Origin of the sequence: Candidatus Collinsella stercoripullorum (genome assembly GCF_027669965.1) — a bacterium.
GTDB lineage: Bacteria > Actinomycetota > Coriobacteriia > Coriobacteriales > Coriobacteriaceae > Collinsella > Collinsella stercoripullorum.
In genome coordinates, this window is sequence record NZ_JAQECM010000001.1 from 18,949 (window position 1) to 44,459 (window position 25,511).

The 25,511-nt window shown below is 68.1% G+C and carries 21 protein-coding genes; all 21 read right to left on the bottom strand.

What is annotated here, in order from left to right:
- Nucleotides 1-5: 5 nt before the first annotated feature.
- Entirely contained in the window at nucleotides 6-1,097 is a 1,092-nt protein-coding gene (locus tag PHA29_RS00055; RefSeq protein WP_270847367.1) for a hydrogenase large subunit, read from the bottom strand.
- Between the two features lie 3 nt (nucleotides 1,098-1,100).
- On the bottom strand, nucleotides 1,101-1,781 hold the full coding sequence (locus tag PHA29_RS00060) for an NADH-quinone oxidoreductase subunit C (protein ID WP_270847368.1): 681 nt from the start codon (nucleotides 1,779-1,781) through the stop codon (nucleotides 1,101-1,103).
- On the bottom strand, nucleotides 1,782-2,291 hold the full coding sequence (locus tag PHA29_RS00065) for an NADH-quinone oxidoreductase subunit B family protein (protein WP_270402949.1): 510 nt from the start codon (nucleotides 2,289-2,291) through the stop codon (nucleotides 1,782-1,784).
- A gap of 12 nt (nucleotides 2,292-2,303) precedes the next feature.
- Nucleotides 2,304-5,177 carry a proton-conducting transporter transmembrane domain-containing protein gene (locus PHA29_RS00070; protein WP_270847370.1) on the bottom strand — a complete coding sequence of 958 codons (2,874 nt, stop codon included), beginning with the start codon at nucleotides 5,175-5,177 and terminating at the stop codon, nucleotides 2,304-2,306.
- A 291-nt stretch (nucleotides 5,178-5,468) separates the two neighbouring features.
- Nucleotides 5,469-6,653, bottom strand: a complete 1,185-nt coding sequence (locus PHA29_RS00075) for an FprA family A-type flavoprotein (RefSeq protein ID WP_270847372.1) — start codon at nucleotides 6,651-6,653, stop codon at nucleotides 5,469-5,471.
- 346 nt (nucleotides 6,654-6,999) lie between these two features.
- Nucleotides 7,000-7,488: a helix-turn-helix domain-containing protein gene (locus PHA29_RS00080; protein WP_270847373.1), complete on the bottom strand. Its 489-nt coding sequence runs from the start codon at nucleotides 7,486-7,488 to the stop codon at nucleotides 7,000-7,002.
- A 498-nt stretch (nucleotides 7,489-7,986) separates the two neighbouring features.
- Nucleotides 7,987-10,050 carry an elongation factor G gene (locus tag PHA29_RS00085; RefSeq protein WP_270847374.1) on the bottom strand — a complete coding sequence of 688 codons (2,064 nt, stop codon included), beginning with the start codon at nucleotides 10,048-10,050 and terminating at the stop codon, nucleotides 7,987-7,989.
- A 959-nt stretch (nucleotides 10,051-11,009) separates the two neighbouring features.
- Entirely contained in the window at nucleotides 11,010-11,492 is a 483-nt protein-coding gene (locus PHA29_RS00090; protein ID WP_270847376.1) for a MarR family winged helix-turn-helix transcriptional regulator, read from the bottom strand.
- Nucleotides 11,493-11,512: 20 nt separating this feature from the next.
- Complete coding sequence (fabZ, locus tag PHA29_RS00095; protein WP_270402959.1) at nucleotides 11,513-11,959, bottom strand: 3-hydroxyacyl-ACP dehydratase FabZ; 447 nt, start codon at nucleotides 11,957-11,959, stop codon at nucleotides 11,513-11,515.
- A 9-nt stretch (nucleotides 11,960-11,968) separates the two neighbouring features.
- Complete coding sequence (gene fabF, locus PHA29_RS00100) at nucleotides 11,969-13,213, bottom strand: beta-ketoacyl-ACP synthase II (protein WP_270847377.1); 1,245 nt, start codon at nucleotides 13,211-13,213, stop codon at nucleotides 11,969-11,971.
- Nucleotides 13,214-13,453: 240 nt separating this feature from the next.
- A complete protein-coding gene (fabG, locus tag PHA29_RS00105; protein WP_270402962.1) occupies nucleotides 13,454-14,197 on the bottom strand; it encodes a 3-oxoacyl-[acyl-carrier-protein] reductase in 744 nt (247 codons plus the stop codon).
- Nucleotides 14,198-14,306: 109 nt separating this feature from the next.
- Nucleotides 14,307-15,242: an ACP S-malonyltransferase gene (gene fabD, locus PHA29_RS00110; protein ID WP_270847378.1), complete on the bottom strand. Its 936-nt coding sequence runs from the start codon at nucleotides 15,240-15,242 to the stop codon at nucleotides 14,307-14,309.
- 5 nt (nucleotides 15,243-15,247) lie between these two features.
- A complete protein-coding gene (locus PHA29_RS00115) occupies nucleotides 15,248-16,177 on the bottom strand; it encodes a DUF561 domain-containing protein (RefSeq protein WP_270847379.1) in 930 nt (309 codons plus the stop codon).
- 146 nt (nucleotides 16,178-16,323) lie between these two features.
- Entirely contained in the window at nucleotides 16,324-17,280 is a 957-nt protein-coding gene (locus tag PHA29_RS00120) for a beta-ketoacyl-ACP synthase III (protein ID WP_270402966.1), read from the bottom strand.
- Complete coding sequence (locus tag PHA29_RS00125; RefSeq protein ID WP_270573809.1) at nucleotides 17,277-18,224, bottom strand: acetyl-CoA carboxylase carboxyltransferase subunit alpha; 948 nt, start codon at nucleotides 18,222-18,224, stop codon at nucleotides 17,277-17,279. Before PHA29_RS00125 ends, PHA29_RS00120 begins: the two co-directional genes overlap by 4 nt.
- A complete protein-coding gene (gene accD, locus PHA29_RS00130; RefSeq protein ID WP_333491371.1) occupies nucleotides 18,214-19,080 on the bottom strand; it encodes an acetyl-CoA carboxylase, carboxyltransferase subunit beta in 867 nt (288 codons plus the stop codon). Before accD ends, PHA29_RS00125 begins: the two co-directional genes overlap by 11 nt.
- Before the next feature lie 3 nt (nucleotides 19,081-19,083).
- On the bottom strand, nucleotides 19,084-20,460 hold the full coding sequence (gene accC, locus PHA29_RS00135) for an acetyl-CoA carboxylase biotin carboxylase subunit (protein ID WP_270847381.1): 1,377 nt from the start codon (nucleotides 20,458-20,460) through the stop codon (nucleotides 19,084-19,086).
- A gap of 17 nt (nucleotides 20,461-20,477) precedes the next feature.
- The gene (accB, locus tag PHA29_RS00140; RefSeq protein WP_270402971.1) at nucleotides 20,478-20,966 is read right to left on the bottom strand and encodes an acetyl-CoA carboxylase biotin carboxyl carrier protein; all 489 of its coding nucleotides are present in this window, start codon (nucleotides 20,964-20,966) and stop codon (nucleotides 20,478-20,480) included.
- 122 nt (nucleotides 20,967-21,088) lie between these two features.
- Nucleotides 21,089-21,319, bottom strand: a complete 231-nt coding sequence (acpP, locus tag PHA29_RS00145) for an acyl carrier protein (protein WP_270402973.1) — start codon at nucleotides 21,317-21,319, stop codon at nucleotides 21,089-21,091.
- Nucleotides 21,320-21,902: 583 nt separating this feature from the next.
- Nucleotides 21,903-24,578 carry an ABC transporter ATP-binding protein/permease gene (locus tag PHA29_RS00150; protein WP_270847382.1) on the bottom strand — a complete coding sequence of 892 codons (2,676 nt, stop codon included), beginning with the start codon at nucleotides 24,576-24,578 and terminating at the stop codon, nucleotides 21,903-21,905.
- Nucleotides 24,579-24,949: 371 nt separating this feature from the next.
- Entirely contained in the window at nucleotides 24,950-25,465 is a 516-nt protein-coding gene (locus tag PHA29_RS00155) for an HTH domain-containing protein (RefSeq protein ID WP_270847384.1), read from the bottom strand.
- Nucleotides 25,466-25,511 lie beyond the last annotated feature (46 nt).

A 25,511-nucleotide genomic window follows, 5' to 3' on the forward strand; every position in this document is an offset into this window, starting at 1 on the left:
CTCCCCTAGCGCTCCGTGCAGCTGATGCACGGGTCGATCGTCAAGATGATCATGGGCACGTCGGCCAGGTCCACGCCCTGCAGGGCACGCACCATGCCCGCGAGGTTCTGCGAGGTGGGCGTGCGCAGACGGAAGCGGTCCAGGTACTTGGTGCCGTTGCCGCGCACGTAGTAGAACGCCTCGCCGCGCGGCTGCTCGATCAGCACGTGGGCGCGGCCCTCCGGCGGCACCACCTTGGGGCCGGGCTTCCCGCCGATGCCGTCGTGCGGGATCTTGGCCACGAGCTCCTTGATGATGTCGATCGCCTGGTAGACCTCCTCGCAGCGGACCTTGCAGCGGGCATAGCAGTCGCACTCCGTGGAGATAATCGGCTCGAAGTGCTCGAGGTCGCCGTAGGCCCCGAACCCGGTCGAGCGCATGTCGTGCTCGATGCCCGAGCCCTTGGCGAACGGCCCGACCATGGAAAGCTCGAGGGCGTCCTCGAACGAGATGTAGCCCACCCCGCACAGGCGGCTGCGCACCGAATCGTCGTTCAGCATCGTGTCGACGATGATCTTGTACTCGCGGCGCAGGCCGTCGAGCTCCTCGCAGACATCGCGCAGCATCGCGTCGTCGATATCGTGCGCCATGCCGCCCACGATCACGATGGACAGGATGATGCGCCCGCCGCAGGTCCTCTGGAAGATGTCGAGGATGGTCTCGCGCAGGCGCCAGCAGTGGTTGAAGAGGCTCTCGAACCCGAAGCCGTCGGCGAGCAGGCCGAGCCACAGCAGGTGCGAGTGGATGCGCGAGAGCTCCTCGAGGATGGCGCGCAGGTAGTCGACGCGGCGCGGCACCTCGATCCCGAGCAGCTTCTCGGTCGCGGCGGCGTACCCGTAGCCGTGGCCGAAGCTGCAGATGCCGCAGACGCGCTCCGCGACGTAGACGAACTGGTTGTAATCGCGCTTCTGGACGAGCTTCTCCAGGCCGCGGTGCACGAAGCCGATCTGAGGGATGGCCTCGACCACGTGCTCGTCCTCGACCACGAGGTCGAGGTGGACCGGCTCGGGCAGCACGGGGTGCTGCGGGCCGAACGGGATGACGGTACGGGTCGCCATGCGCTACTCCCCCTCCTTCTTGGCGCGCGCCTCGAGGGCGGCGCGGACCTTCGCGGCCTTCTCCGGATCCATGGCGGCGAGCTTGGCCTCCATCTTGGCGGCGCGCTCGGCCGCCGTGGGCTTGGGCGCCGGGGCGCCCTCGGACGCATCCGACGCCGCCTTCGGGGCCATGGCGTCCACCGCCGCGACCGCCTTCGCATCGGCCGCCGCGCGGTCCTCGGTGAGGGCGCGCTCGGCGCTCGCGGCCTCGGCGGCCTCGCGCGCCGCCTTGGCCTCCTTGGCCGCCTTCGCCGCGCGCAGCTTCGCCGCCTTCTCGCGCTCGGCCTTCATCTCCGGGGTGATGACCGTCATGGGAGAGGTCTCGGCCAGGTTGAAGAAGTGCCCGCCGAAGTCGAGCTTCATGTTGATGAAGTTCACGCCGAACAGGTCGTGCGCCTCGTTCTCGTACGAGAAGGCCGCGAAGTACAGCCCCTGGATGGAGGGCACCTCGGCGTTCTCGGGCAGGCTCACGCACAGGTTGAGCGCGTTGTCCCGCGTCTCGTCGTAGAAGGTGTACACCAGGTCGATCCCGCCCTCGGGGAACTCGGCGCACAGCTGGATGAATCGCATGCCCTCGTGCTTCAGGGTCTGCACGCGGGTGAGCAGGTCGCCCAAGGGCACGTCGACGAATTCGGTCGTGTACATCTACTCCCTCTCCTCCATGGCCTTGAGCCGCGCGTTCACCGCGTCGTCGTCGAGCAGGTCCTCCGGATCGGTCAGCACCTCGCCCGCCTCGATGCGGCGCGCCTTCTCGTCCAGGATCTCCACGCCCTTGAGCACGGCGTCGATGATGGTCTCGGGGCGCACGGCGCAACCCGGCGCGTAGACGTCCACCGGGATCGCCTTGTCCACGCCGCCGATGACGTTGTAGCAGTCGCGGAACACGCCGCCGGTGCACGCGCAGATGCCGCAGGCCACGACGACCTTGGGCTCGAGCATCTGGCTGTAGATGTGGCGCACCACGCGGATGTTCTGCGCGTTGATGGAGCCGGTCACCAGGAAGATGTCGGCGTGCTTGGGGTTGCCCGTGTTGATGATGCCGAACCGCTCGATATCGTACAGGGGCGTGAGCGAGTCGAGCACCTCGATGTCGCAGCCGTTGCAGCTCGACCCGTCATAGTGGATGAGCCACGGCGATTTGGATGAATATGCCATACCACTCGCTCCTTAGATAAACGGCGTGATGAGCACGTAGAACAGGTTGACCACGCCCACGACGAGCGCCACGAGCCACGCGTACTTGAGGCAGTTCTGCCACTTGGTGCGCGCGAAGTTGTTGTCGATGGCGACCTCGAACAGCCAGGTGACGGCGACCACCGCGATCGCCACGGGGATGGACGCCGGCGAGTCCCAGATGAAGAACATGCCCACCCACATGAGGAACAGCACGCTCTCGCACCAGTGCATGACCTCGATCTTGGCGAGCGTGCGGCCGGTCATCTCCGTCGTGATGCCCTTCAGCAGCTCCTGGTGCGCATGATGGCTGTACGACAGGTCGAACGGAGACTTGCGCAGCTTGATGGTGAGGATGAACAGCAGGCCGAGGAAGATGGGCACGAGGCTCAAGACGATGGGCTCCTCGAGGCTGAACAGCCGGGCGATGTCGAAGGACTGCGTGGCCGTGAAGAAGCCGACGGTCATGATGAGCAGCATGGGCTCGTAGGACATGACCTGCAGGCACTCTCGGTCGGCGCCGGAATCGGCCCACGGGGAGCGCGAGGAGTACGCGGCGATGATGACGAACAGGGTCGCGAGCGTCACCAGGAACACGCACATGAGCAGGTTGGAGCCGGAGACGAACATGCCGCCCGCCAGGATGCAGAACACGAGCGCGCAGGTGACGTAGGCCTCGTCGATGGCGTTCACGCTTGTCTGCTGCTTGCCGAGCAGCTTGCGCACGTCCCAGTAGGGCTGCAGCAGGCGCGGGCCCACACGGCCCTGCATGCGCGCGGAGACCTTGCGGTCGAGGCTGTCGAGCAGGCAGCCGAGCACCGGCGCGGCGACACCGAAGGCCACCACGCCCAGGGCGATGCCCGGAAGGCCGGGGCCGACGAGCAGGACCTCGCGCTCGACGAAGAACGCGCCGCCGGTCAGAAGCTCGGGGTTGAAGATGAAGCACGCGGCGAAGGCCATGAGCACCACGGAGGTGCAGACGATGAGGCCCACGCGGGTGAGCGCCGCCTCCGGGAAGACGTCGTCGAGGTACCAGTTGCGCTTGGTGGAGCGCATGGTGCGGCCCATCGACCCCAGATACGAGCGGGAGTCGGCGTCGATGCAGCTGCCGGAGAGGTAGACGTGCTGGCGGGCCTTGCTCGAACGGCCCCACGGCGTCAGCAGCACGATGGCGATGAACAGCACGATGGCGACCATGATGATCATGTTGTCGACGTCGATCAGGCGCGGGACCTTGTGGTAGGTGACCTCGAGGTACGGCCCGATCACGAGCTGGGAGATCACGGGGAGCAGCACGCAGCAGCCGATGAGCAGGGCGGAGATGAAGCCGATGGCGGTCCACTCGGTCCGGTGCACGCCGCCCTCGACGTTCTCGGCCTTCTGGGAGACGCCGGCGAGCTTGCCGAGCCACTTGGCCCAGAAGAAGAAGGTGGCCGCGGAGCCGAACGCCAGGAGGATGAGGAACACCACGTTGCCGGTCTCGGCGAAGGAGACGAGCGTCGCCCACTTGGAGATCAGCATGCCGAAGGGGGCCACGAACATGCCCATGATGCCGAGCATCATGAAGCGGGTGAGGCGCGGCAGGCGGCTGAACAGGCCGTCCATATCCTCGATGTTGCGGCTTCCGATCCGGTGCTCGACCGTGCCCACGCACAGGAACAGCACCGACTTGGACACGGTGTGGAAGATGATCAGGAAGATGGCGGCCCAGACGGCCTCGGAGGTCCCCACGCCCGCGCAGGCCGAGATGAGGCCCAGGTTGGCGATCGTGGAGTAGGCGAGCACGCGCTTGGCGTTGCTCTGGGAGATGGCCATGAAGGAGCACAGCACGAAGGTGATGCCGCCGATGCCGACCACCATCGCGGACGCGACGGGGTACAGCAGGTACAGCGGCGCCATCTTCACGAGCAGGAAGACGCCCGCCTTGACCATGGTGGACGAGTGCAGCAGGGCGCTGGTGGGCGTCGGGGCGACCATGGCGCCGAGCAGCCAGCGATGGAAGGGCATCTGCGCGGCCTTGGTGAGGCCGGCGATGGACAGCAGCATGAGCGGAATGACCAGCTGGGCGGACTGGGCGCCGCCCGCCACCTCGACCATGCCGTTGATGGACAGCGGGACGCCCACCACGTGCATGTAGACCAGGGCGATGTGGAAGGCGAGTCCGCCGATCATGTTGAGGTTGATCTGCAGGATGGCGCTCTTGCGGGCCTCGGGCGTGCGGGTGTAGCCGATCATAAGGAAGGAGCATACCGTGGTGATCTCCCAGCCGGCCACCAGCCAGTCCATGTTGTCCGAGGTCACGATGATGAACATCGCGGAGAGGAACAGGAACATGAGGGCGATGAACTGGTGCCGGCGATCGGCCGCCGCGGTGCCCGCGCGACGGGCCGCCTCGTCCTCATGGTGCTGGAAGTCCTTCATGTAACCCAGGGCGTAGATGCAGATCGCGCTGCCCACGAGGCCGACGATGAGCACCATGATGACCGACAGGTTGTCGATGTACATGGGCTCGGCCATGGCGTCCTCGGGATGCAGGGCGAACGAGCCGCACCAGATGGAGACGAGCAGCTGGACGAACGACATGGCGAACATGACGCCGTTGCGGTAGGCGATGGACAGCGCGAACACCAGACCGCACAGGAACAGGTCGACGGCGACGGCGACGTAGTTGCCCGCGAGCGACATCTCGGGCGTCATCGCGAACGTCGACGGGTTGCCCATGAACGTCACCGCGCAGGCGACGCTGGCGACACCGATGACGGCGGCGGAGCCGATGACCAGAGGATCGCGGACGCTGTCCTTGCGAAACGCCATCAACGCGATGGCCACGAGCAGCGGGAACGCGATCAGAAAGCCCAGTAAAGCCATAGGCACCCCTCTTTGTGCGTGAAGCCCTCACAATCCCTTTAATGCTAGCGCTATCTCCACGTTCCCGCCATAACCCATCTGGCATGCGGCCAAGACGGCCCGGGTGCGATTCCCGCTACGCATGGAATCATCGGGAGGGCCGGAGCGCCCCGCATGACGGCCGCGGCTCGGCCTTTCCGGTGCGGGCCGTCGCCCGCTTCGCATGGAAAACCTCCCGCCCCCGGACCGACCATGGTCCGGAGACGGGAGGCTTCGCATGGCGTGACGAGGTCCCGAAGGGGGCGACGGGTCTTAGGCCTGGGCGGCCTCGATCATCTTGCAGACGGTCTCCTGCAGCTCGGCGAGGTTCTCGGCGCTCGGGATCCACTGCTGCGTCACCACGGGCACGGGCAGCTGGAACTTCGCGTTCTCGAGCTCGGCGTAGACCTGCTTGGGGCCGAGGGGCGCCCAGCCGTAGGAACCGAACGCGAGGCCGATGCGCTGGGAGTTGTTGGGCGACAGGCCGCGCATGTAGGTGAGGAAGCTCGCCACGGTGGGCAGCATGTTGGAGTTCAGGGTCGGCGAGCCCACCGCGACGTACTTGGCGTCGCACATCTCGAGCATGATGTCGGAGATATGGGTGTGCTTGACGTCGATGAGCTCGGCGGTGATGCCCTCCTTGATGAAGGCGTCGGTGATCTCGCGCGCCATGGACTCGGTGGAGTGCCACATGGAGTCGAACACCACGACGGCCTTGTCGACGGTCTGGTAGGTGGTCCAGGCCTCGTACTTGTCGAGGATGTCGGCGATGTGGGAGCGCCAGATCACGCCGTGGCTCGGGGCGATCATCTTGAGGTCGAGGGTGCGGACCACGTCGAGGGCCTTCTTCGCCTGCATGCCGTAGGGCCACACGATGTTGGCGTAGTACTTCTTGGCCTGCTTGTAGACCTCGCAGAGGTCGTTCTCGTCATCGAAGCGCTTGGTCGAGGCGAAGTGCTGGCCGAAGGCGTCGTTGGAGAACAGGATCTTGTCGACGTCGGAGTAGGTGACCATGTTGTCGGGCCAGTGGACCATCGGCGTGGTCACGAAGGTGAGGGTGCGCTCGCCGATGCAGAGGGTCTCACCGGACTTGACCGGCGTGGCCTCGATCCCGAAGTGGGCGCGGACCTCGTTGACGCCGGCGCCGGCCGACGCGTAGATCGTGGCGTTGGGGGCGACGCGGTGGATGGCCGGCAGCGAGCCGGAGTGGTCCATCTCGACGTGGTTGGTGATCACGACGTCGATCTTGGAGGGATCGACGACCTGGGAGATGCGCTGCAGGAACTCGTCGGTGAAGGTCGCCTTGGCGGTATCGATGAGCGTGACCTTCTCGTCGAGGATGAGATAGGCGTTGTAGGTGATGCCCTTCTCGGTGGTGTAGCCGTGGAACGAGCGCTCGTTCCAGTCGATGCCGCCGACCCACCAGACCTTGGGCGAAATCTCGATAGCGTTGAGCATGCGGATCCCTTCTGCTGATTTGCGCAGGTACCGCAGGGTGCCCGCGCGTCCGAAACCGGCTACATGATAGCACGCGGACACCCGGGCGCCGTGCCCTCTTGGTGGCTTCTTATATGATGCACGACTTGTAGCATATATGGAGCGAAGGAGGCTCGTGCGGGGCCTCGGGCGTCCCTCGCGCGCCGGACGAGAGAATCACGGGGACGGACGAAGCAAGGCCTTGCAGCCCGGGCGGGGCGACCCCTTGCGGCCTGATGTGACCTCGGCCCTCCCCTTGCGCGGCGGACGCATCGAGAACCGAGCGGGCGGGCGCCGTCGACAGCGCCCGCCCGCTCAGGGCACGGGGTTACTCGGCGGACGGGAACTCCGCGGGAGGCAGGTCGTCGGGAGGGAAGTCCGTGATCGTCGGCATGCCGAGGTCCACATCGCGCAGCCCGACACCCTGACCGGCATCGTCGCGGCGCTTGCGCCCGCGCGGCTTGGTCACCAGGGCGCCGCTGCCCTCCTTGCGGTACAGGCGGCACCAGGTCTTGACCGAGGACTCGCCCGGGACCCCGTGCTTGACCATGACCTCGCGGACCGACATGCCATGCTCCAGGCGGTCCTGGACGACGGCGAGCTTGAGGTCGTAGGAATAGACCTTATGGGTGGCCCCGGCGTTCATGAGCGCATCGGACCCGCCCACGGCGTAGGAGCGCGACCACTGACGCGCGGTCGCCTCGGGGATACCGAGCTCGAGGGCGAGGGTGCGGTGCCCCACGCCGGTCGAGAGGATCTTGACGGCACGGCGGCGCGTCTTCAGATCGTATGTGTTCGTCACCTTGTTCTTCATCATGGCAAATCCTGAATATCGACCGGAGGCCCGTAGAAATTGCTCGCGAATCAGCACATTGAATGATACTACGAAAGTGACTTCACCCTATAGCATATGCTGGTTATTGGGCGCGCAACGATGTTGTTCCTGCCCCGTTGGCAGCGTGTTGAGACGGTCTTCACGTGACCGACACAATTTATAATCTATCAGATAGGTTAGATGTTATATACAAAGCAACACTTTCGCTACCTTGTGTTGTGCAACTCATATACTGCATATCGAAATGGATGGGACGGCCTGTCGTCATGCCGTCCGTTCCGCTGCGCGGGCGCGCCCGATAGACCCTCTGGGCATGCCATCCCGCCCGCCCCTCGCCCCCTGAAACGCAAAGGGACCCGAGCCGCCGAATCCGACGTGCCCGGGTCCCAGCCCGCTACCGACCGTCCGGGCCGCCGTGACAGGGGCGGCGGCCCGTCGGTGCAAGGGCGGCCGCCTCACGCGGCGCGCGCCCGGATCGCGCTACCTGCCCTGCGCGCGGGCCTCCTCGTAGAACTCGACCAGGTGCTTCTGGACGTCGTAGGGAACCTGCTCGTATCCGGCAGGCTCCATCGTGAAGTCGCCCGTGCCGCGCGTGAGCGAGCGCAGACGGGTCGCGTAGTCCACGAGCTCGGCGTAGGGGACGGTCGCCGTGACCACGGTGTTGCCGCGGTCATCGGTATCCATGCCGGTCACGCGGCCGCGGCTCGCGGACACGTCGCCCATCACGGAGCCGGCGTAGCTCTCGGGGATCGTCACCGTGATGTTCTCCATGGGCTCGAGCACCACGGGCTCGGCGTCGGCGCACGCCTTCTTGAGCGCGATGCGCGCGGCGGCGCGGAACGCCATCTCGTTGGAATCGACCGGGTGGTAGGAGCCGTCGTAGCAGGCCACGCGGATGCCCGTGAGCGGGTACCCGGCGATCACGCCCTCCTTCATCGTCTCCTGGACGCCCTTGTCCACGGCGGGGATCAGCGCACGCGGGATGCGGCCGCCCACGACCTCGTCGACGAACTCGTACTCGCCCTCGGCGAGCGGCTCGACGCGCAGGTAGCAGTCGCCGAACTGGCCGGCGCCGCCGGTCTGCTTCTTGTGGCGCCCCTGGGCGGAGGCCACGCGGCGGATGGTCTCGCGGTACGGGATGCGGATCGGCACGATGTGCGCCTCGACCTTGGTGCGCTCCTCCAGGCGGTTGAGCAGCACGGAGACCTGGGCCTCGCCCACCGCGGAGATGATGGTCTGGCCGGTCTCCTCGTCGCGCTCGATCTTCATGGTCGGGTCCGCCTCGCAGGCGCGGTCGATGAAGGTGAACAGCTTGTCCTCGTCGCTGCGGTTCACGGCCTCGATGGCGATACGGTACTGGCTGTTGGGGAACTGGAAGGCCGCGGCCTCGACCTTGCCGGAGACCGACAGCGTGTCGCCCGTGTCGGCGGAGATCTTGGTGGTGACGATGATGTCGCCCGCCTCGGCCTTGCCGACCTCGGTCATCTCGCGGCCGCACATGACGTAGAGGTGGGCCAGGCGCTCGCTTTTGCGCGTGCGCGCGTTGACGAGCTCGATGCCCGGGGTGAGCGTGCCGGTCAGCACCTTGATGAAGCTGATGCGGCCCTGCTGGGCGTCGTTCAGGGTCTTGAAGACGAAGGCGACGGGACGGTCGTCATCCGAGGAGATCTTGAGCTCGGTGCCGTCGATGAGCGGCATCTCGCCGTAGTCGGTGGGCGTCGGGAAGTAGGTGGCGATGTCGTCCATGACGGAGTGGACGCCCAGCTCGCGCGTGCACGAGCCGACGAACACGGGCACGAACAGGCGCTTGGCGATGGCCTTCGAGAGCAGGCTCTCGATCTCCTCCTGATCCAGGGGCTCGCCGTCGAGGTACTTCATCATGAGCTCGTCGTCGGCCTCGGCGACCGCCTCGCACAGCTGCTCGCGGGCGGCCTCGGCGGCGGCGCGGTACTCCTCGGGGATGTCGAGCTCGGTCTGCGTGGCGCCCTCGCAGTGGCGCGCCTTCATGCGGACGATGTCGATGACGCCCTCGAACGCGTCGCCCGTGCCCCACGGCAGGGTGACGGCGCCCAGGCGCATGCCGAAGCGCTCGCGCAGCTGCTCGAGGCAGGTGTCGTAATCGGCGTTCTCCTTGTCGATGCGGTTGATGAACACCGCTCGGGCCAGACGCAGGTCCTCGGCCGCATACCACAGCTTGACGGTGGTGGGCTGCGGGCCCTCGGCGGCGTCGACCACGAACAGCGCGGTCTCGCAGACGCTCATCGCCGCGTAGGCGTCGCCGATGAAATCGGGGTAGCACGGGGCGTCGAGCACGTTGATGCGGGTGCCCTTCCAGTCGATCGGGGCGATGGAGGTCGAGATCGAGAACTCGCGCTTGACCTCCTCGGCGTCGTAATCGAGCGTGGGCTTGGTGCCCGCGTGGCCGCCCAGGCGGGCGGTCTTGCCGGAAAGGTGGAGCATGGCCTCCGCGAGCGAGGTCTTGCCCACCCCGCCTTGGCCTACGAGCACCACGTTCCTCACGTTGTCGGTTTTGGGAGCGCCCATGGTGACCTTCCTTTCCGCAGCGCCGAGGGCGCCGCATGACTGCGAGCGCTCGGAGGCCGGGCCGCTGCGCTGGAAGGGCGGCTGCCGCGATGGGGCGCCGCCGCTGCCGTCGCGCACCGAGGAAGCCGCTCGCTCCGCGCGTCCGCGATTTCAGCCGTATGATGCGAGCCTACCCCTGGGGCGAGATGGACATAACAGCCTTTCGCCAGGCGCGCGCTGCCCTGCGGTAAAGGGCGGCTGCCGGCCGGCCCGGTTCTCGGGGCGATGAGGCGGGGACGGACCGCGGGGACCGGCGGTACGATGCGGCGGGGACGGGAATTCGAGGCGGTCTGGCCCCTCGTCTGATGAAATATCCCACGCCCTCCTCGCAAGCCACGGGCGGGCGACGCCCCTCCCCTCTCTTGATGCATAAACAGGCATCCGAATTGCATAGAAAGGGGCACCGGCAGGCGTGCGGAGGGCTCCCGACGCCTCCGCCGGGTTGGTAAACAATTTTACTGTAACGTTAAATTCAGCGGCTTCGAGTAGCCGGGGATACCATGACTAGAAAACCCGCTGGTCAGAACATCGCGTTCACAACCGTCTACTCTGGCGGGCCGTTTTTAACGTTACAGTAAAATTGTTTACCAGCTATGCACGGCCCGAACGCGCCGCCGGCGAGGGTGTGGACGCGGGGTGGGACGCAACCGGCACCCGGTTCCGATATCCACGAAGATGCGGTCGCGATGGTGGGGTCAACAGCCCCGCGTCCGTGCGGACGTGGGGCTCAGGCCGCCGGCTCCGGCGCCGCCCTGGGCCTCCATCGAACGCAGCGCCGGCAACGCGCCCGTGCGACCGCGAGGCCCAGCGCAAGACGGGCGGGCCCGCATGCGCGGACCCGCCCGTCCCGGCGGCCACCCGATGTCGATGGCGCAGATGAGCCGGTGCCCGGCGGGACCTGCCCGCCGGGCACCGGAACCTCAGCGCGCCTCGGCGCTCGCGGGGAACGAGACCTCCGGCATGAGCTCGTCGCCCATCACCGACAGCATCTCCTCGAGCTTCGCCAGGTCCTCGGGGGAGAACCGGTGGCGGATGCGCTCCATCACGTCGTGCACGTACGAGGAGCTGATGTTGTAGTAGTCCAGGTACTTCTTGGTGGGCCGCAGATGGTACTCGCGGCCGTCGCTCTCCGACTGGACCTTCTCGATATAGCCCTTGCGGATCAGGCTCCCGATCTTGTACGCCGCGTTCGACGACGAGATGCGCATGAACTGCGCGAACTCGTGCACGGTCGGTGACCCGAGCGCGTTGATGGCCTCCATGGCGAACGCCTCCACCGTGGTGAGGCTCGCCTCGCGGTTCTGGAACCGCGAGAACGTCTCCTGGTAGAAATGGAGCTTGAACTTGTTGTATACGCCCTCGAACATCTCTTCCAACTTCTGCTGCTCCTCGACGGCTGCCATGTCGACGCCTCTTTCCGCCCTTACGCTTCCTCGACCGCACCGAGCGCCAGGGTCAGCGTGGCGCTGCACGCGACCTTGCCGTCGACGCGCGCCTCGGCCTCCACGAACGCGAACGACCCGCGGACCCGCGTGATGCGGCTCTCGAGCTCGAGCACGTCGCCGGGACGGACCTGGGTGCGGAACTTGGCGTCCTTGATCGCGGCGAAGAAGCCGAGCTTGCCGCGGTTCTCGGGCAGGGACAGCATGGCGACGGCCGCCACCTGGGCGAGCGCCTCGACGATCAGCACGCCGGGGAGCACGTGGTACTGCGGGAAGTGCCCGCAGAAGACGGGGCTCATGCCGCTCACGCACAGGCGGCCGCGCGCCCAGGAGCCCTCCTCGCCGTCGGTGATGCGGTCGACGAGCGCGAAGGGGTAGCGATGCGGGAGGATCTGGGCGATCTGGTTGGAATCAAGCTGCAACGACATATCGGTCACCTACCCGTTCCACTTCTTGAAAAGCACGCACGCGTTGTGCCCGCCGAATCCGAGCGAGTTGGACAGCGCGTACCCGACCTCGACCTCGCGGCCCTCGTTGGGCACGTAGTCGAGGTCGCACTCGGGGTCGGATTCCACGTAGCCGATCGTGGGCGGCAGGAAGGAGTCGTGCAGGGACAGCGCGGTGAAGATCGCCTCCACGGCGCCGGCGGCACCCAGTATGTGGCCGGTCATGGACTTGGTGGAGCTCACGGCCATCTTGTATGCATGATCGCCGAACACGGTCTTGATCGCCGCGGTCTCGCCCTTGTCGTTGAGCGGGGTGGAGGTGCCGTGCGCGTTGATGTAGCCGACCTCCTCGGGCGCCACGCCGCCGGCGTCGGCCAGCGCCTGGGCCATGGCGCGGGCGCCGCCCTCGCCGTTGGGGGCCGGGGCGGTGATGTGGTACGCATCGCAGGTCACGCCGTAGCCGACGACCTCGGCGATGATGTTCGCGCCGCGGGCCTGCGCATGCTCGAGCTCCTCGAGCACGAGCATGCCGGCGCCCTCGCCCATCACGAATCCGCTGCGGCGGGCGTCGAAGGGCACGGAGGCCGCCGCGGGGTCGTCGCCCACGTGCAGGGCGCGCATGGTGGTGAAGCCGCCGATGGACAGCGGGGTGATCGCCGCCTCGGTGCCGCCGGTCAGCATGATGTCAGCGTACCCGTCGCGGATGTGGCGGAACGCGTCGCCCACGGCGTTGGAGCCGCCGGCGCACGCGGTGACCGGGCAGGTGCACATGCCCTTGAAGCCGAACTCGATGGCGACCTCGCCGGCGGCCATGTTGGAGATGCCCATGGGGATGTAGAACGGCGAGCAGCGGTCGAACCCGCGCTTCAGGCAGTTGGTCTGCTGGGTCTCGGTCTCGCGCACGCCGCCGATGCCGGAGGACACGATCACGCCGGCGCGGGTGAGGTCCTCGGCGTCGAGGTCCAGGCCCGACTGCGCGACGGCCTCGCGGGCAGAGACGATGGCGAGCTGGGTGAAGCGGGACTTGTGCTTGGCCTCGGGAGCGGTGAAGTGCTCCTTGGGGTCGAAGCCCTTGACCTCGGCCGCGAGGTGGACCTTCTGGCCGCTCGCGTCGAACTGCGTGATGGGCGCGATACCGAGCTTGCCGGCGCGCGCGGCGTCCCAGCTCTCGGCCGCGGTGTTGCCGATGGGCGTCACGGCGCCGAGGCCCGTGATGACAACCCTGCGTTTGGACATGGGAGGCTCCTTTCGAGGAAGGTTTGAGGGGTTTGGGAAAAAAGGGACAGGCACTTTTTTCTCGGTGGGAAAAAAGTGACAGGCACTTTTTTCCCAGGCATCAACCAGGTGTCCGCGTAGCGGCGGCACATTACGAGCGGGCGCTCCAGGTGCTCCAGATTGCCGCGAAGCGAGGAGGCATAGCCCTTAGAGCCATGCCGACGAAGCTGAACGGCAAGGTGACGTGCCTGGAGCGACCGGCTACATCGCCATGCCGCCGTCGACGGCGAGCACCTGCCCGGTGATGTAGGAGGCGTCGTCGGACACCAGGAAGGCCACGGCGCGCGCCACGTCCTCGGGCGAACCGGGGCGGGCGGCCGGGATCATGGAGCACATGGCCTGCTGGGCGGCCTCGGGCATGGCGGCGGTCATGTCGGTCTCGATGTAGCCGGGGGCGACCGCGTTCACGCGGATGCCCGCGGCGGCGACCTCGCGGGCGACCGACTTGCTCATGCCGATGAGGCCGGCCTTGCTCGCGGCGTAGTTGGCCTGGCCCGCGTTGCCCATGATGCCCACGACGCTCGCCATGTTCACGATGGCGCCGCTCTTGGCGCGCATCATCGGGCGGAGCACGGCCTTCGTCATGAGGAACGCGCCCTTGAGGTTGGTGGCGATGACCGCGTCGAAGTCCTCCTCGCTCATGCGGGCGGCGAGCTTGTCGCGCGTGATGCCCGCGTTGTTGACGAGGATGTCGACCCCGCCGAACGCGGATTTGGCGGTGTCCACGAGCTCCTTGGCGGCGTCGGCGGAGGTCACGTCGCCCTGGACGGCGCGCGCCTGGGCCCCGGCGGCCTCGAGCTCGGACAGGGTCTCGTCGGCAGCGGCCTTGTTGCCCGCGTAGGAGAACACGACGTTGGCGCCGCGGCGGGCGAGCTCGAGGCAGATGGCGCGGCCGATGCCGCGGCTGCCGCCGGTGACGATGGCGGTCTTTCCGGTCAGATCCATGGGTACTTCCTCCTTGAGGTGGCGAAACGGAAGGATGCGGCGGGGCGGGACCCGTCGGCGAGGGTCCGCGCGCGGCGGACGGGCGCCCGGCCCGGACCGGCCCCGGCGCCTACTCGGCGATCAGCGCGGCCAGGTCGCCGGCGGTCTCCACCGGGGTGCACGCGAGCTCCTTGGCGGTCTTGCGCACCAGACCGGACAGCACCTTGCCGGGACCGACCTCGATCACGCGGTCGACGCCCAGCTCCGCCAGGCGGCGGATGGTGTCCTCCATGCGCACGGACGACTGCACCTGGCGCTCCAGCAGCGCCGGGATGGTGTCGTCCGCACCCATCTCGCGGCCGAGGGTGTTGAACAGGACGGGCACGCGCATCTCCCCCAGCTCGAGGCCGGAGAGGCGCTCGCGCAGGGCGTCGCCGGCCGGCTTGAGCAGCGAGGTGTGGAACGGGCCGCTCACCTTGAGCGGGATGCACCGGCGGGCGCCGGCCTCCTTGGCGGCGGCAGCGGCGGCCTCGACCGGCTCGCGGTCGCCCGCGATCACGATCTGGCCAGGGCAGTTGTAGTTGGAGACCTCGACGGTCAGGCCGTCGGCGGCGTCCGCGGCGGCAGCGGCCACGACGGACTCGACGGCCTCGCGGTCCAGCCCCAGGATCGAGATCATGGCGGTATCGCGCCCGGCGGCGGCGCTCGCCATGGCGGCACCGCGGAAGGCCGCGAGCCTCACGGCCTCGACCGGCTCGAACACGCCCGCGGCGGCCAGGGCGGAGTACTCGCCCAGCGACAGGCCGGCGGCGTAGTCGGGCTCGATGCCGTGCTCGCGCAGGACCGCCGTCACGCCGCAGGCGAAGGCGACCATGCAGGGTTGGGTGTACTCGGTGAGGCTCAGCGTCTCGTCGGGGCCCTCGAACATGAGGGTCTTGAGGTCGAAGTCGACGGCGGCGTCCGCGGCGTCGATCACGGCGGCGAACGCGGGGTATGCCTCGTAGAGGTCGCGGCCCATGCCCGCGTGCTGCGAGCCCTGGCCGGCGTACAGGAATGCGGTGGTCATCGCGCCTACGCCTCCAAACCGTCGATCACGGACGCGCAGCCGGCCATCATGTCCTCGAAGATGGCGCGGACCGGGCGCACCTCGTGCACCATGCCGGCCACCTGGCCGCACATGAAGCTGCCGGCGTCCACGTCGCCGTCGAGCACGGCGCGGCGCAGGGAGCCGAGCGTGAGGGCCTCGAGCTCGTCGCGCTTGGTGTTCTGCTGCTCGAGCTCCAGGTACTTCTTGGTCATCTTGTTCTTGAGGCAGCGCACGGGGGCACCCGCGGGGCGGCCGGTCACGACGGTGTCGTTCACGCCGGCCTTGACGACCTTCTCCTTGTAGTTGGCGTGGATGGGGCACTCCTCGCTCGCGAGCAGGCAGGTGCCCACCTGCACGCCGCAGGCGCCCAGGGCGAAGGCGGCCGCCATCCCGCGGCCGTCGGCGATGCCGCCGGCGGCGATCACAGGCAGGTCGACCGCGTCGACCACGGCCGGGACGAGCGCCATCGTGGTGGCCTCGCCCACATGGCCGCCGGACTCGGTGCCCTCGGCGATGATGCCATCGATGTCCAGGCGCGCGAGGCGCTTGGCGAGGATCGGGGCGGCGACCACCGGGAAGATGCGGATGCCGGCCTCCTTCCATGCGGACACGTACTTGGCGGGGTTGCCGGCGCCCGTGGTGACGACCTTCACGCCCTCCTCGACGACCACGCGCGCGCAGTCGTCGATGTGCGGGTTCATGAGCATGAGGTTCACGCCGAACGGATTGTCCGTGTTCGCCTTGGCGATGCGGATCTGCTCGCGCAGGCTCTCGCCGTCCAGGCCGCCGCCGGCCACGAGGCCGAGCGCGCCGGCGTTGGAGCACGCCGCGGCGAAGGCGCCCGTGGCGATGTTGGCCATGCCGCCCTGGATGATGGGGAACTCGGTCCCCAGGATCTCGTTGAGCTTCTTCATATCTCTTCCTTTCGGTTCGTTCACGATCGAGGAGCGCGCCGTCGCGGGAAAATAGGGACAGGCACTTTTTTCCCGCGGCAGGCCGTCGGAGACAGGCCCTCGGAGGCGCCGGGAAAATAGTGCCTGTCCCTAATTTCCCGCAGGGCCTAGGCGAGCTCCGCCAGGGCGCCCGCCCAGGTGAGGCCCGCACCGAAGCCGGCCAGCAGCACGCGGTCCCCGGACCCCAGCTCGCCGGCCCGCACGAGCTCGTCGAGCAGGATCGGCACGCTACCTGCGGAGGTGTTGCCGGTGTGGTCGATGTTGCCCTCGCACTTGGCGGGGTCCAGTCCGAGCTTCCTCACCGCGAAGTCGACGATGCGCTTGTTCGCCTGATGGAACACGAACCGGTCGACCTCGTCGGCGCGCATGCCCGCGGCCTCGAGCACCTGCGTGGTGGCCAGCGGCATCACGTCCGTGGCGAAACGGAACACCGCGCGCCCGTCCATGTGCAGGTACGAGGGCTCCTCGCAGCCCACGCCGGGGGCGTACAGCGACGCGTCGTCACCGCGCGAGCCCCAGACCGCGTGCAGGCACGGGTAGCCCTCGCGGCACTCGAGCACCGCGGCGCCCGCGCCGTCGCCGAACAGCACGCAGGTCGTGCGATCGGAGAAGTCCATGACGCGCGAGAGGGTGTCGGCGCCCACCACGAGCGCATAGGGGCGCTTGGCCCCGGGCAGCAGGCACTCGGCCACGTGCAGCCCGTAGACGAACCCCGCGCACGCCGCGTTGAGGTCCAGGCACAGGGTGTCCTCGGGCATCCCCAGGTCCGCCTGGAGCAGGCAGGCCGCGGAGGGGGTGCAGGTGTCCGCCGTGAAGGTGGCGACCAGGCAGACGCCCACCTGGGCGGGCTCGATGCCCGCGGCCTCGAGCGCCCGCGTCGCCGCATCGCGCACGAGGGTGCGGTGGCTCTCGCCGGCCTGCGCGTCGCAGTAGCGGCGCGAGCGGATGCCGGTGCGCGAGGAGATCCACTCGTCCGAGGTCTCCACGATCTTGGCCATGTCGTCGTTGGTGACCACGCGCCCGGGCAGCGCCGAGCCGGTCCCGACGATCTTCACTCCACTCATACGCGCCCCCGCTTCACCGCGTTCGCGCCCATGGCGCGGAACTTCCGATACCGGTCCTCGAGCAGCGCGGAGCGGCTCATCTTCTCCAGCTCGGCGAGCTCGTGGGTGATCGCGGTGTCGAGCACCTGGTAGAGGGCCGCCGGGTTCTCGTCTGCACCGCCGGCGGGCTCCGGGACGATCCCGTCGACGACGCCGAGCTCGAGCAGGTCGTCGGCCGTGAGCTTCATGACCTCGCAGGCCTCGTCGGCGCGGCTCGCGTCCTTCCACAGGATGCTCGCGAACCCCTCGGGGGACAGCACCGAGTACACCGCGTTCTCGAGCATGAGGACGCGGTTGCCCACGGCGAGCGCGAGCGCGCCGCCGCTGCCGCCCTCGCCCGTGATGACGGACACCACCGGGACGGTGAGCGAGCTCATGAGCTCGATGGAGCGCGCGATGGCCTCGCCCTGCCCGTGCGCCTCGGCCTCGAGGCCGGGGTAGGCGCCGGAGGTGTCCACGAAGGTGATGATGGGCCGGCCGAACTTCTCGGCCGCGCGCATGATGCGCTGGGCCTTACGGTAGCCCTCAGGGCTCGCCATGCCGAAGTTGCAGGCGATGCGCTCCTCGATCGTGGAGCCCTTGCGGTTGCCGATCACCGTGACGGGCCGGCCGTGGAACCGGGCGATGCCGCCCATGATGCTCGGGTCGTCGGTCTGGGACCGGTCGCCGCGTTGCTCGAAGAAGTCGCCGAACAGCGCGTGCACGAACTCCGCGACGCCCGGGCGCCCCGGCTTGCGCGCCAGGGCCACGCGCTGGGCCGCGGTGAGCACGTCGGTCGCCGCCATGACGTCCGCGGAGCGCGGGGCGTCGGCGTCACCGGCCCCGTCGGTCGCCGTCATGCCGGCCGCCGCGGCGACGCGGGCGGCGCGCTCGGCGCGCGACTCGTCGGTCTTGCTATCGGTCACGGTTCACACCTCCCTTTCCATGGAGCGCGAGGACGCGGATGAGCATGGAGCGCATGCGGGCGCGCGGCACCACCGCGTCGAGGAACCCGTGCTCGAGCTGGAACTCGGCGCTCTGGAAGCCCTCGGGCAGCTTCTCGCCGATAGTCTGCTCGATCACGCGCGGGCCGGCGAAGCCGATCAGCGCGCCCGGCTCGGCGAGCATGATGTCGCCCAGGCTGGCGAAGCTCGCGGTCACGCCGCCCGTGGTGGGATGGGTGAGCACGGAGATGTAGAGGCCGCCCTTGTCGGAGAAGCGGCGGATGGCCGCGGAGGTCTTGGCCATCTGCATGAGGGAGACGATGCCCTCCTGCATGCGCGCGCCGCCGGAGGCGGAGAAGACGATCAGCGGCAGATGCGAGCGGGAGGCGCGCTCGATGAGGCGCGCCAGGCGCTCGCCCACCACCGCGCCCATGCTCGCCATGAGGAAGCGGGTGTCCATGGCGGCGATCGCCACGCGCACCCCGCCGATCTTGGCGAGGCCCGTGACGATGGCATCGCCCTGGCGCGTCTTGGCGTGCAGGCCGGCGAGCTTCTCGGGGTAGCCCGGGAAGTCGAGCGGGTCGGTCGAGACGAGCGAGGCGTCGAGCTCGCGGAACTGGCCGTCGTCGACGATCATCTTGATGCGCTCGCGCGCGGGCAGCGGGAAGTGGTGCCCGCAGTAGGGGCACACGCTCTGGTTGCCGGCGAGCTCGTCGTCGGACAGGGCGCGGCCGCACGCGGGGCAGACGCGGGCCTCGACCTCGGGGGCCGTCCCCTGCTCGCGCATCTTCTTGAGCGCCAGCAGCTTGTTGCGGCGCTGCGCTAGGATTCCGGCCATGCGTTAGGCCTCCTCGGGGGTGGTGCTCCACGCCAGGAGCGTATCCAGGTTCCCGTCGATGAACGAGGTGTCGTACGCGGCGCGGATGAACTGCGGGTGGAACATGATCTGATGCAGCACGTCGATATTGGTGGACGGCCCGTCGATCACGAACTCCTCGAGGCAGCGGCGCATGCGGCGGATGGCCTCGAGGCGCGTGGGCGCCCACACGATGAGCTTGGCTGCCAGCGAGTCGTAGTAGGGCGGCAGCTCGCAGCCGGCGTACAGCCCGGTGTCGACGCGCACGCCGTAGCCGCCGGGCAGGTGGACGAAGTCGACGAGGCCGGGCGAGGGCATGAAGCCGTGCGCGGGGTCCTCGGCGTTGATGCGGCACTCGATGGCGTGGCCGCGCAGGTTGATGTCGTCCTGGGTGAAGGAGAGCGTGAGGCCGCTCGCCACGCGGATCTGCTCGCGCACCAGGTCGATGCCGGTCACGCACTCGGTGATGGGGTGCTCGACCTGGATGCGGGTGTTCATCTCGATGAAGTAGAACTCGCCGGAGGGGTCGAGCACGAACTCGATGGTGCCGGCGTTCTGGTAGCCCGCGGCGCGCGCGGCGGCGACCGCGGCGGCCCCCATGCGCTCGCGCAGCTCGGGCGTGAGCACGCGGGCCGGGGTCTCCTCGATCATCTTCTGGCCGCGGCGCTGGATGGAGCAGTCGCGCTCGCCCAGCTGGACCACGTTGCCCTGGGAGTCCGCCATGATCTGGAACTCGATGTGGTGCGGGTTCAGGACGAGCTTCTCGAGGTACATCTCGTCGTCGTTGAAGCAGGCGCGGGCCTCGGCGCGGGCCTCCTCGAAGAGGTCGTCGAACTGCGCGGGGTCGAAGACCTTGCGCATGCCGCGCCCGCCGCCGCCGGCGGCCGCCTTGATGAGGACCGGGTAGCCGATCTCGTCGGCGATGCGGTGCGCCTCGGCGACGTCGGCCACCGAGCCGTCGGATCCCGGGACCACCGGGACGCCGGCGGACTTCATGAGCTCGCGCGCGGCGGCCTTGTTGCCCATGGTGGAGATCACCTGGGCGGAGGGCCCGATGAAGGCGATGCCCTCGTCGGCGCAGCGCTGGGCGAAGTCCGCGTTCTCGGACAGGAAGCCGTAGCCGGGGTGGATGGCGTCGCAGTGCGCCGCCTTGGCCACGGTGAGGATCGCGTTCACATCGAGGTAACTCTTGGCCGACGGCGCCGGACCGATGCAGTAGGCGTGCTCGGCGAGCTGCACGTGCAGCGCCTCGCGGTCGGCCTCGGAGTAGACCACCACCGGCTCGATATCCAGCTCGCGGCAGGCGCGGAACACGCGCACGGCGATCTCGCCGCGGTTGGCAATGAGGATACGCTTGAACATGGTGCCCACGCTTCCCTTTAGGCCTCGCGGTAGCTGATCAGCGGGGCGCCGAAGGAGACGAGCTCGCCGTCGGTCGCGAGGACCTGCTCGATCACGCAGTCGCAGGGGGCGGTGACCTCGCTCATCATCTTCATGGCCTCGAGCAGACAGACGGTGTCGCCCTTCTTGACGCGGTCGCCGGGCTGGACGTAGGGGTCCTTGTCAGGCGAGGGGGCGACGTAGAAGGTGCCCACGAGCGGGGCGGTGATGCACGGGGCATCGGGCTGCGCGGCCTCGGGGGCGGGCTCGGCCGCCGCAGCGGGAGCGGGGGCCGCGGCGGGCTGGGCTGCAGGGGCGGCCGGGGCAGCGGGGGCGACGGGCGCAGCGGGGGCGACCGGGCCGGCGGGGGCCGCGCCGGGCTTCTCGAGCTCGAGCGTGGTGTCGCCGATGGTGAGGCGCAGGCGGGCGATGCCGCTCGCGTCGAAGCGACCCATGAGGTCGATGATGTCCTGATTCTTCATGGCCATGACCATGAACCTCCTTTGCCGAGACGCGATACGGGGCCGGCCCGGTCGAGCTGGGCCGGCCCCGTATTCACCTACAACGGAAGCGGGCAGGACGCGACGCCCTGCCCGATGCTCATGCGGCTCTACTCAGCCTTGCTCTCCAGGTAGTCGGCCAGGTCGCCCACGGTCTTGAACTGATCGAGCTCGGCGTCGTCGATCTCGCAGTCGAAGGCCTCCTCGAGGGCCATGACCAGCTCCATGGCGGCCAGGGAGTCGGCGCCCAGGTCCTCCTCGAGCTTGGCCTCGCGGGTGACCTTCTCAAGGTCGCAACCGACGGTCTCGGAGATGACCTCGCGCATCTTCTCGAAATCCATGACAGCTCCTTCCCGAGCGGACCGCATCGCCGCCGCCCGAATCCGAAACGCGCCCCTCGCGCGCCTCTTGCTTTCTGAAACTAGCTAAAGCATTTTAGTTAAATATTTTGAGATGTTAACGACGCAACATCTCTACGCAGGAACTGCACATTGTGACCCACCCCTGCCGCGCGGGGCAGGGCGGTCGAAGGGGTACCGGGTGGACGACGCAGGGTGAAACAATGGCGTGCATGGTCACCTTTGTCTCGCTGGCAGGCGTCCTCAGCGAAACATTCGCGTGCATGGTCACCTTTGTTTCACCGGATCGCTCGCAGCGAAACATTCGCGTGCATGCACGCCTTTGTTTCACTGACGATCCGCTTCAGCGAGACATCTGTGTGCATGCACGCCATTGTTTCACTGAATTGCTCGCAACGGCGGCGCAGCCCATCCGCGGCTCCACAGCTCACCGCCTCAACTAGAACGCGATATCGCCGCAGTCCACCCGCAGCGCGACTGAGATTCCGCCACAGCACGCCCGCAACCCGCGGTCCGCCCGCAGCCCATCCGCGGCGCCACAGCCCGCCCGCAGCCCGCCGGCGCCCTACTCGGTGCGCAGGGCGGTGACCGGGTCCTTCTTGGCCGCCATGCGGCTCGGCGCAAGACCCGCCACGAGCGACAGCGCGACCGAGATCAGCACGAGCACCGCGCCGGCCACCGGCGGCACCGCGGCGAGGTTCTCGACGCCCGCCACCTGCTCGATGATCATGTTGACCGGAATATCCAGCAGCACCGTCACCACGATGCCCAAGACGCCGGACACCAGGCCGATGATGAAGGTCTCCGCCGTGAAGATGCGGCTCACGTCGCGCTTGCTCGCGCCGATCGCGCGCAGGATGCCGATCTCCTTGGTCCGCTCGAGCACCGAGATGTAGGTGATGATGCCGATCATGATCGAGCTCACGACCAGCGAGATGCCCACGAACGCGATGAGGATGTAGGTCAGCGCGTTCACGATGTCGGTCACGCTCGACATGAGCGTGCCGACGATGTCCGTGTACTGGATCTCGGTCCCCTCGCCCGACGCCACCACGTCGTCGTTGTACTCCTCGATCAGCCCGTCGATGTACTCCTTGGCCTCGAAGTCCACGGGGTAGATGTTGATCGCGTACGGGTCGTCCATGCTCGCCACGCCGAGGGTCTCGAGGTTGCCGTCGTAGGTGGCGTTATCTGTCTGCTCGGCCATCTGCTCGGAGAACGCGGCGGCGATGTCCTCGTCGCTCATGCCCTCCTCGCGCATGCCGTCGATGTACCCCTGGATCTGGCTCGCCTGGGCGGACGACATCTGTCCGATCATCGCCTCGATGTCCTCCATGGTGAGGTCGGGCGTCGCCGTGTCGGAGAACGGGAGGCCGGTGAAGATGTCCGTGCCGGGATCCGCCTCCTGCGCGGCCACCGCGGCGCTCGCGTTCACCTCGCCCACGAGATGCTCCATGAGCTCGGGGGTGTAGAGCACCGCGCCCCAGTTGCTCCCCGAGTCGTTCTCCTCGGACGGCCGCACGATCCCGACGACCTCGACCTCCTCGGCGGCGTTCACCGCGTCGGTCATGAACGCGTCGTCCTCGGACATGTCGGCCCAGGTCCCGTCCGCCTGCTCGGCGTACTTGGAGCTCTCGGGCAGCAGCTTGAAGGTGAGGCTCATCAGGTCGTCGTAGGTGTACGAGGTCTGCTCCGCGCTCTCCACCTCCTTGCCGGCGATGACCTTGCTCATCATGCCGCGCAGCTCGCTTTGGTCGAGGAGCCCCAGCGCGTAGAGGGTGTAATCCGAGATACGGTCGTTGCGGTCGACGTAGATCACGACCTCGTTCCACTCCTCGGGCAGCCGGCCGGCGACGACGTCGTAATCGCGCTCCCACAGCTCCCGGTTGGGCAGCAGCGCGGTCCAGACGTCGTAGCTCGAGCCGCCCGTCGCGGACATGGAGCTCATCATCTCGGACTGCGTGGCGCCGGAGGTCGAGATGCCCAGCGCATCGAGGACCGTCGCGGGGTTCACCTGCACCGCCCCGTCCGTGGTGTCGGACTTGTAGACGTTCAGCGGGGTGTCGTAGGTATACTGGATGGAGGTGACGTAGCTGTCGATGTCCCCGGGGTTGGAGTCCAGCCACTCCTTGACGGCCACCATGTCGTTCTCGTTGGCGCCGGCCGAGAGGCTCGTCACCATATCCGTCACGAGGTCCTTGGACTCCACCTCGCCCGAGGTGTTCTCCTGCGCGCTCTCGCTCGCCGTACCCATCATCGAGGTCATCATGCTCGCCAGGTCGATCGAGGTCTGCCGGATGGTCAGCGGGTAGCTGCCCATCGTGTCCTCTTCCGTCTGGGCGATGTAGTTCTGCGTGCCGTCGGAGAGCGAGAGGATCAGCGCGATGCCGATGATGCCGATGGACCCGGCGAACGCGGTGAGGAAGGTGCGGCCTTTCTTGGTCATGAGGTTGGTGAACGACAGGGCGATGGCGCTCGCGTAGCTCATCCCGCGCTTGCCCTTGCGCGCGTCGGCCACGGCGTGGTCCTGGATCTGCTGCTCGGTGAGGCGCTCGCGGTCCGGGTCGACCGGGCGCGTGTCGTCGGTGAGCAGGCCGTCCTTGATGCGGACGATGCGGTCGGAGTACTCCTCGGCGAGCTGGGGGTTGTGGGTGACCATGATGACCAGCCGGTCGCGTGAGAGCTGCTTCAAGATCTCCATGACCTCGACGGAGGTGTCCGTGTCGAGCGCGCCGGTCGGCTCGTCGGCGAGGATGATCTCCGGGTCGTTGACGATGGCGCGGGCGATGGCGACGCGCTGCATCTGGCCGCCGGAGAGCTGGTTGGGGCGCTTGTGCATGTGCTCGGCCAGGCCGACCTGGGTGAGCGCGCGCTCGGCGCGCTGGCGGCGCTCGGACTTGGAGACGCCCGAGAGCAGCAGGGCCATCTCGACGTTGGCGATGACGCTCTGGTGCGGGATGAGGTTGTAGCTTTGGAAGACGAATCCGACCGAGTGGTTGCGGTAGGTGTCCCAGTCGCGGTCAAGGTAGCTCTTGGTCGAGCGCCCGTTGATGACCAGGTCCCCGCGGGTGTACTGGTCCAGTCCGCCGATGATGTTGAGCAGCGTGGTCTTGCCGCAGCCGGACTGGCCGAGGATGCTCACGAACTCCTGGTCGCGGAAGGTCACGGAGATGCCCTTGAGGGCGCGGACGACGGAGTCGCCGGCGGGGTAGTCCTTGGTGATGCCTTTGAGTTCGAGCACGTGAACCTCTTCTAGCCGCATGGGTGCGCATCGGGCGGGTGGGCGGCTGCGCCCCGTCGATGCGAGGGGTCGGTCGCCGGCCGCCGGCGCGGTCGATTCGAATGGGTTTATCCTACCCGCTCGAGCGTGCGCAAGTCATATTTCCTTGTCCGGGCGGGGTGTTTGTCGAAGGGCGGGGCTGTGGCGGAGCCGCGGCGGCGCGTCGCCTGCGCGCCCCGGGAAGGCACCCGCCTGCCCCGGGAACGCCTAGATTGGCTGATACGGCCTGTTTTGTGCTCTCCCGGGGCAGGTGCCCCGCTTCCCGGGGCACGACCGCAGCCTCCCAGGACAGGCGCCCCATACGAAAACGGGGCCGCACGGCTCCGCCCTCTTTATGCCACGGCGCTGGCGCGCCAGCGGTAGTACCCGCTCAAAGAGACGCCGAGCGCCTCGCAGGCGACGCTCACGACCAGGTCGGGGTCCTTCTGCCGAAGCTCCTCGATCAGCTCGAAGCGCCGCGTCTTGCGCACGCCGCCCCGGTCGAGGGCCCCGCTCAGGGCGACGACGCCCCGAAGCACCTCGATCTCGCTGGTGAGCGCCCTGATCTGCTGATGCAGGTCGCGCTGCTCGGCCGCGGTGACGGCCGCGCGCTCCTGGGCGCCCTCGCCGTCCGTCCGCGCCTGGCTCCAGCGCGAGATCGCCCCTTCGATGCGCTTGCGACCCAGCACCTGCGGGTCGAGCCCGGCGGAGCGGAAGATCTCCGTGGGAGACTCCCTTGCGTAGTACCGGCGCATGCACTCGTTCCTGAACGAGCGGGCGTACTTGATCGTATCGCCCTCGATCGACGCGACCGCTGGCAACGACAGCAGGTACGCGCGTTCCTCTTCCGTAAACGGACGTCTGGCCATCGATCCCTCCCCCTGAGATTCCGGCCGTTTCCGCATCCCCGATCGA

Excerpts from the sequence above, each read along its gene's own strand:
- PHA29_RS00070 (WP_270847370.1), bottom strand. The coding sequence starts at position 5,177 with ATGGCTTTACTGGGCTTTCTGATCGCGTTCCCGCTGCTCGTGGCCATC.
- accD (WP_333491371.1), bottom strand. The coding sequence starts at position 19,080 with ATGGCCGGAATCCTAGCGCAGCGCCGCAACAAGCTGCTGGCGCTCAAG.
- PHA29_RS00085 (WP_270847374.1), bottom strand. The coding sequence starts at position 10,050 with ATGGGCGCTCCCAAAACCGACAACGTGAGGAACGTGGTGCTCGTAGGC.
- fabZ (WP_270402959.1), bottom strand. The coding sequence starts at position 11,959 with ATGTCGTTGCAGCTTGATTCCAACCAGATCGCCCAGATCCTCCCGCAT.
- PHA29_RS00080 (WP_270847373.1), bottom strand. The coding sequence starts at position 7,488 with ATGATGAAGAACAAGGTGACGAACACATACGATCTGAAGACGCGCCGC.
- fabG (WP_270402962.1), bottom strand. The coding sequence starts at position 14,197 with ATGGATCTGACCGGAAAGACCGCCATCGTCACCGGCGGCAGCCGCGGC.
- PHA29_RS00155 (WP_270847384.1), bottom strand. The coding sequence starts at position 25,465 with ATGGCCAGACGTCCGTTTACGGAAGAGGAACGCGCGTACCTGCTGTCG.
- PHA29_RS00060 (WP_270847368.1), bottom strand. The coding sequence starts at position 1,781 with ATGTACACGACCGAATTCGTCGACGTGCCCTTGGGCGACCTGCTCACC.
- PHA29_RS00120 (WP_270402966.1), bottom strand. The coding sequence starts at position 17,280 with ATGAGTGGAGTGAAGATCGTCGGGACCGGCTCGGCGCTGCCCGGGCGC.
- PHA29_RS00090 (WP_270847376.1), bottom strand. The coding sequence starts at position 11,492 with ATGGCAGCCGTCGAGGAGCAGCAGAAGTTGGAAGAGATGTTCGAGGGC.
- accB (WP_270402971.1), bottom strand. The coding sequence starts at position 20,966 with ATGGCCATGAAGAATCAGGACATCATCGACCTCATGGGTCGCTTCGAC.
- PHA29_RS00055 (WP_270847367.1), bottom strand. The coding sequence starts at position 1,097 with ATGGCGACCCGTACCGTCATCCCGTTCGGCCCGCAGCACCCCGTGCTG.
- acpP (WP_270402973.1), bottom strand. The coding sequence starts at position 21,319 with ATGGATTTCGAGAAGATGCGCGAGGTCATCTCCGAGACCGTCGGTTGC.
- fabF (WP_270847377.1), bottom strand. The coding sequence starts at position 13,213 with ATGTCCAAACGCAGGGTTGTCATCACGGGCCTCGGCGCCGTGACGCCC.
- PHA29_RS00065 (WP_270402949.1), bottom strand. The coding sequence starts at position 2,291 with ATGGCATATTCATCCAAATCGCCGTGGCTCATCCACTATGACGGGTCG.
- PHA29_RS00075 (WP_270847372.1), bottom strand. The coding sequence starts at position 6,653 with ATGCTCAACGCTATCGAGATTTCGCCCAAGGTCTGGTGGGTCGGCGGC.
- accC (WP_270847381.1), bottom strand. The coding sequence starts at position 20,460 with ATGTTCAAGCGTATCCTCATTGCCAACCGCGGCGAGATCGCCGTGCGC.
- PHA29_RS00115 (WP_270847379.1), bottom strand. The coding sequence starts at position 16,177 with ATGAAGAAGCTCAACGAGATCCTGGGGACCGAGTTCCCCATCATCCAG.
- fabD (WP_270847378.1), bottom strand. The coding sequence starts at position 15,242 with ATGACCACCGCATTCCTGTACGCCGGCCAGGGCTCGCAGCACGCGGGC.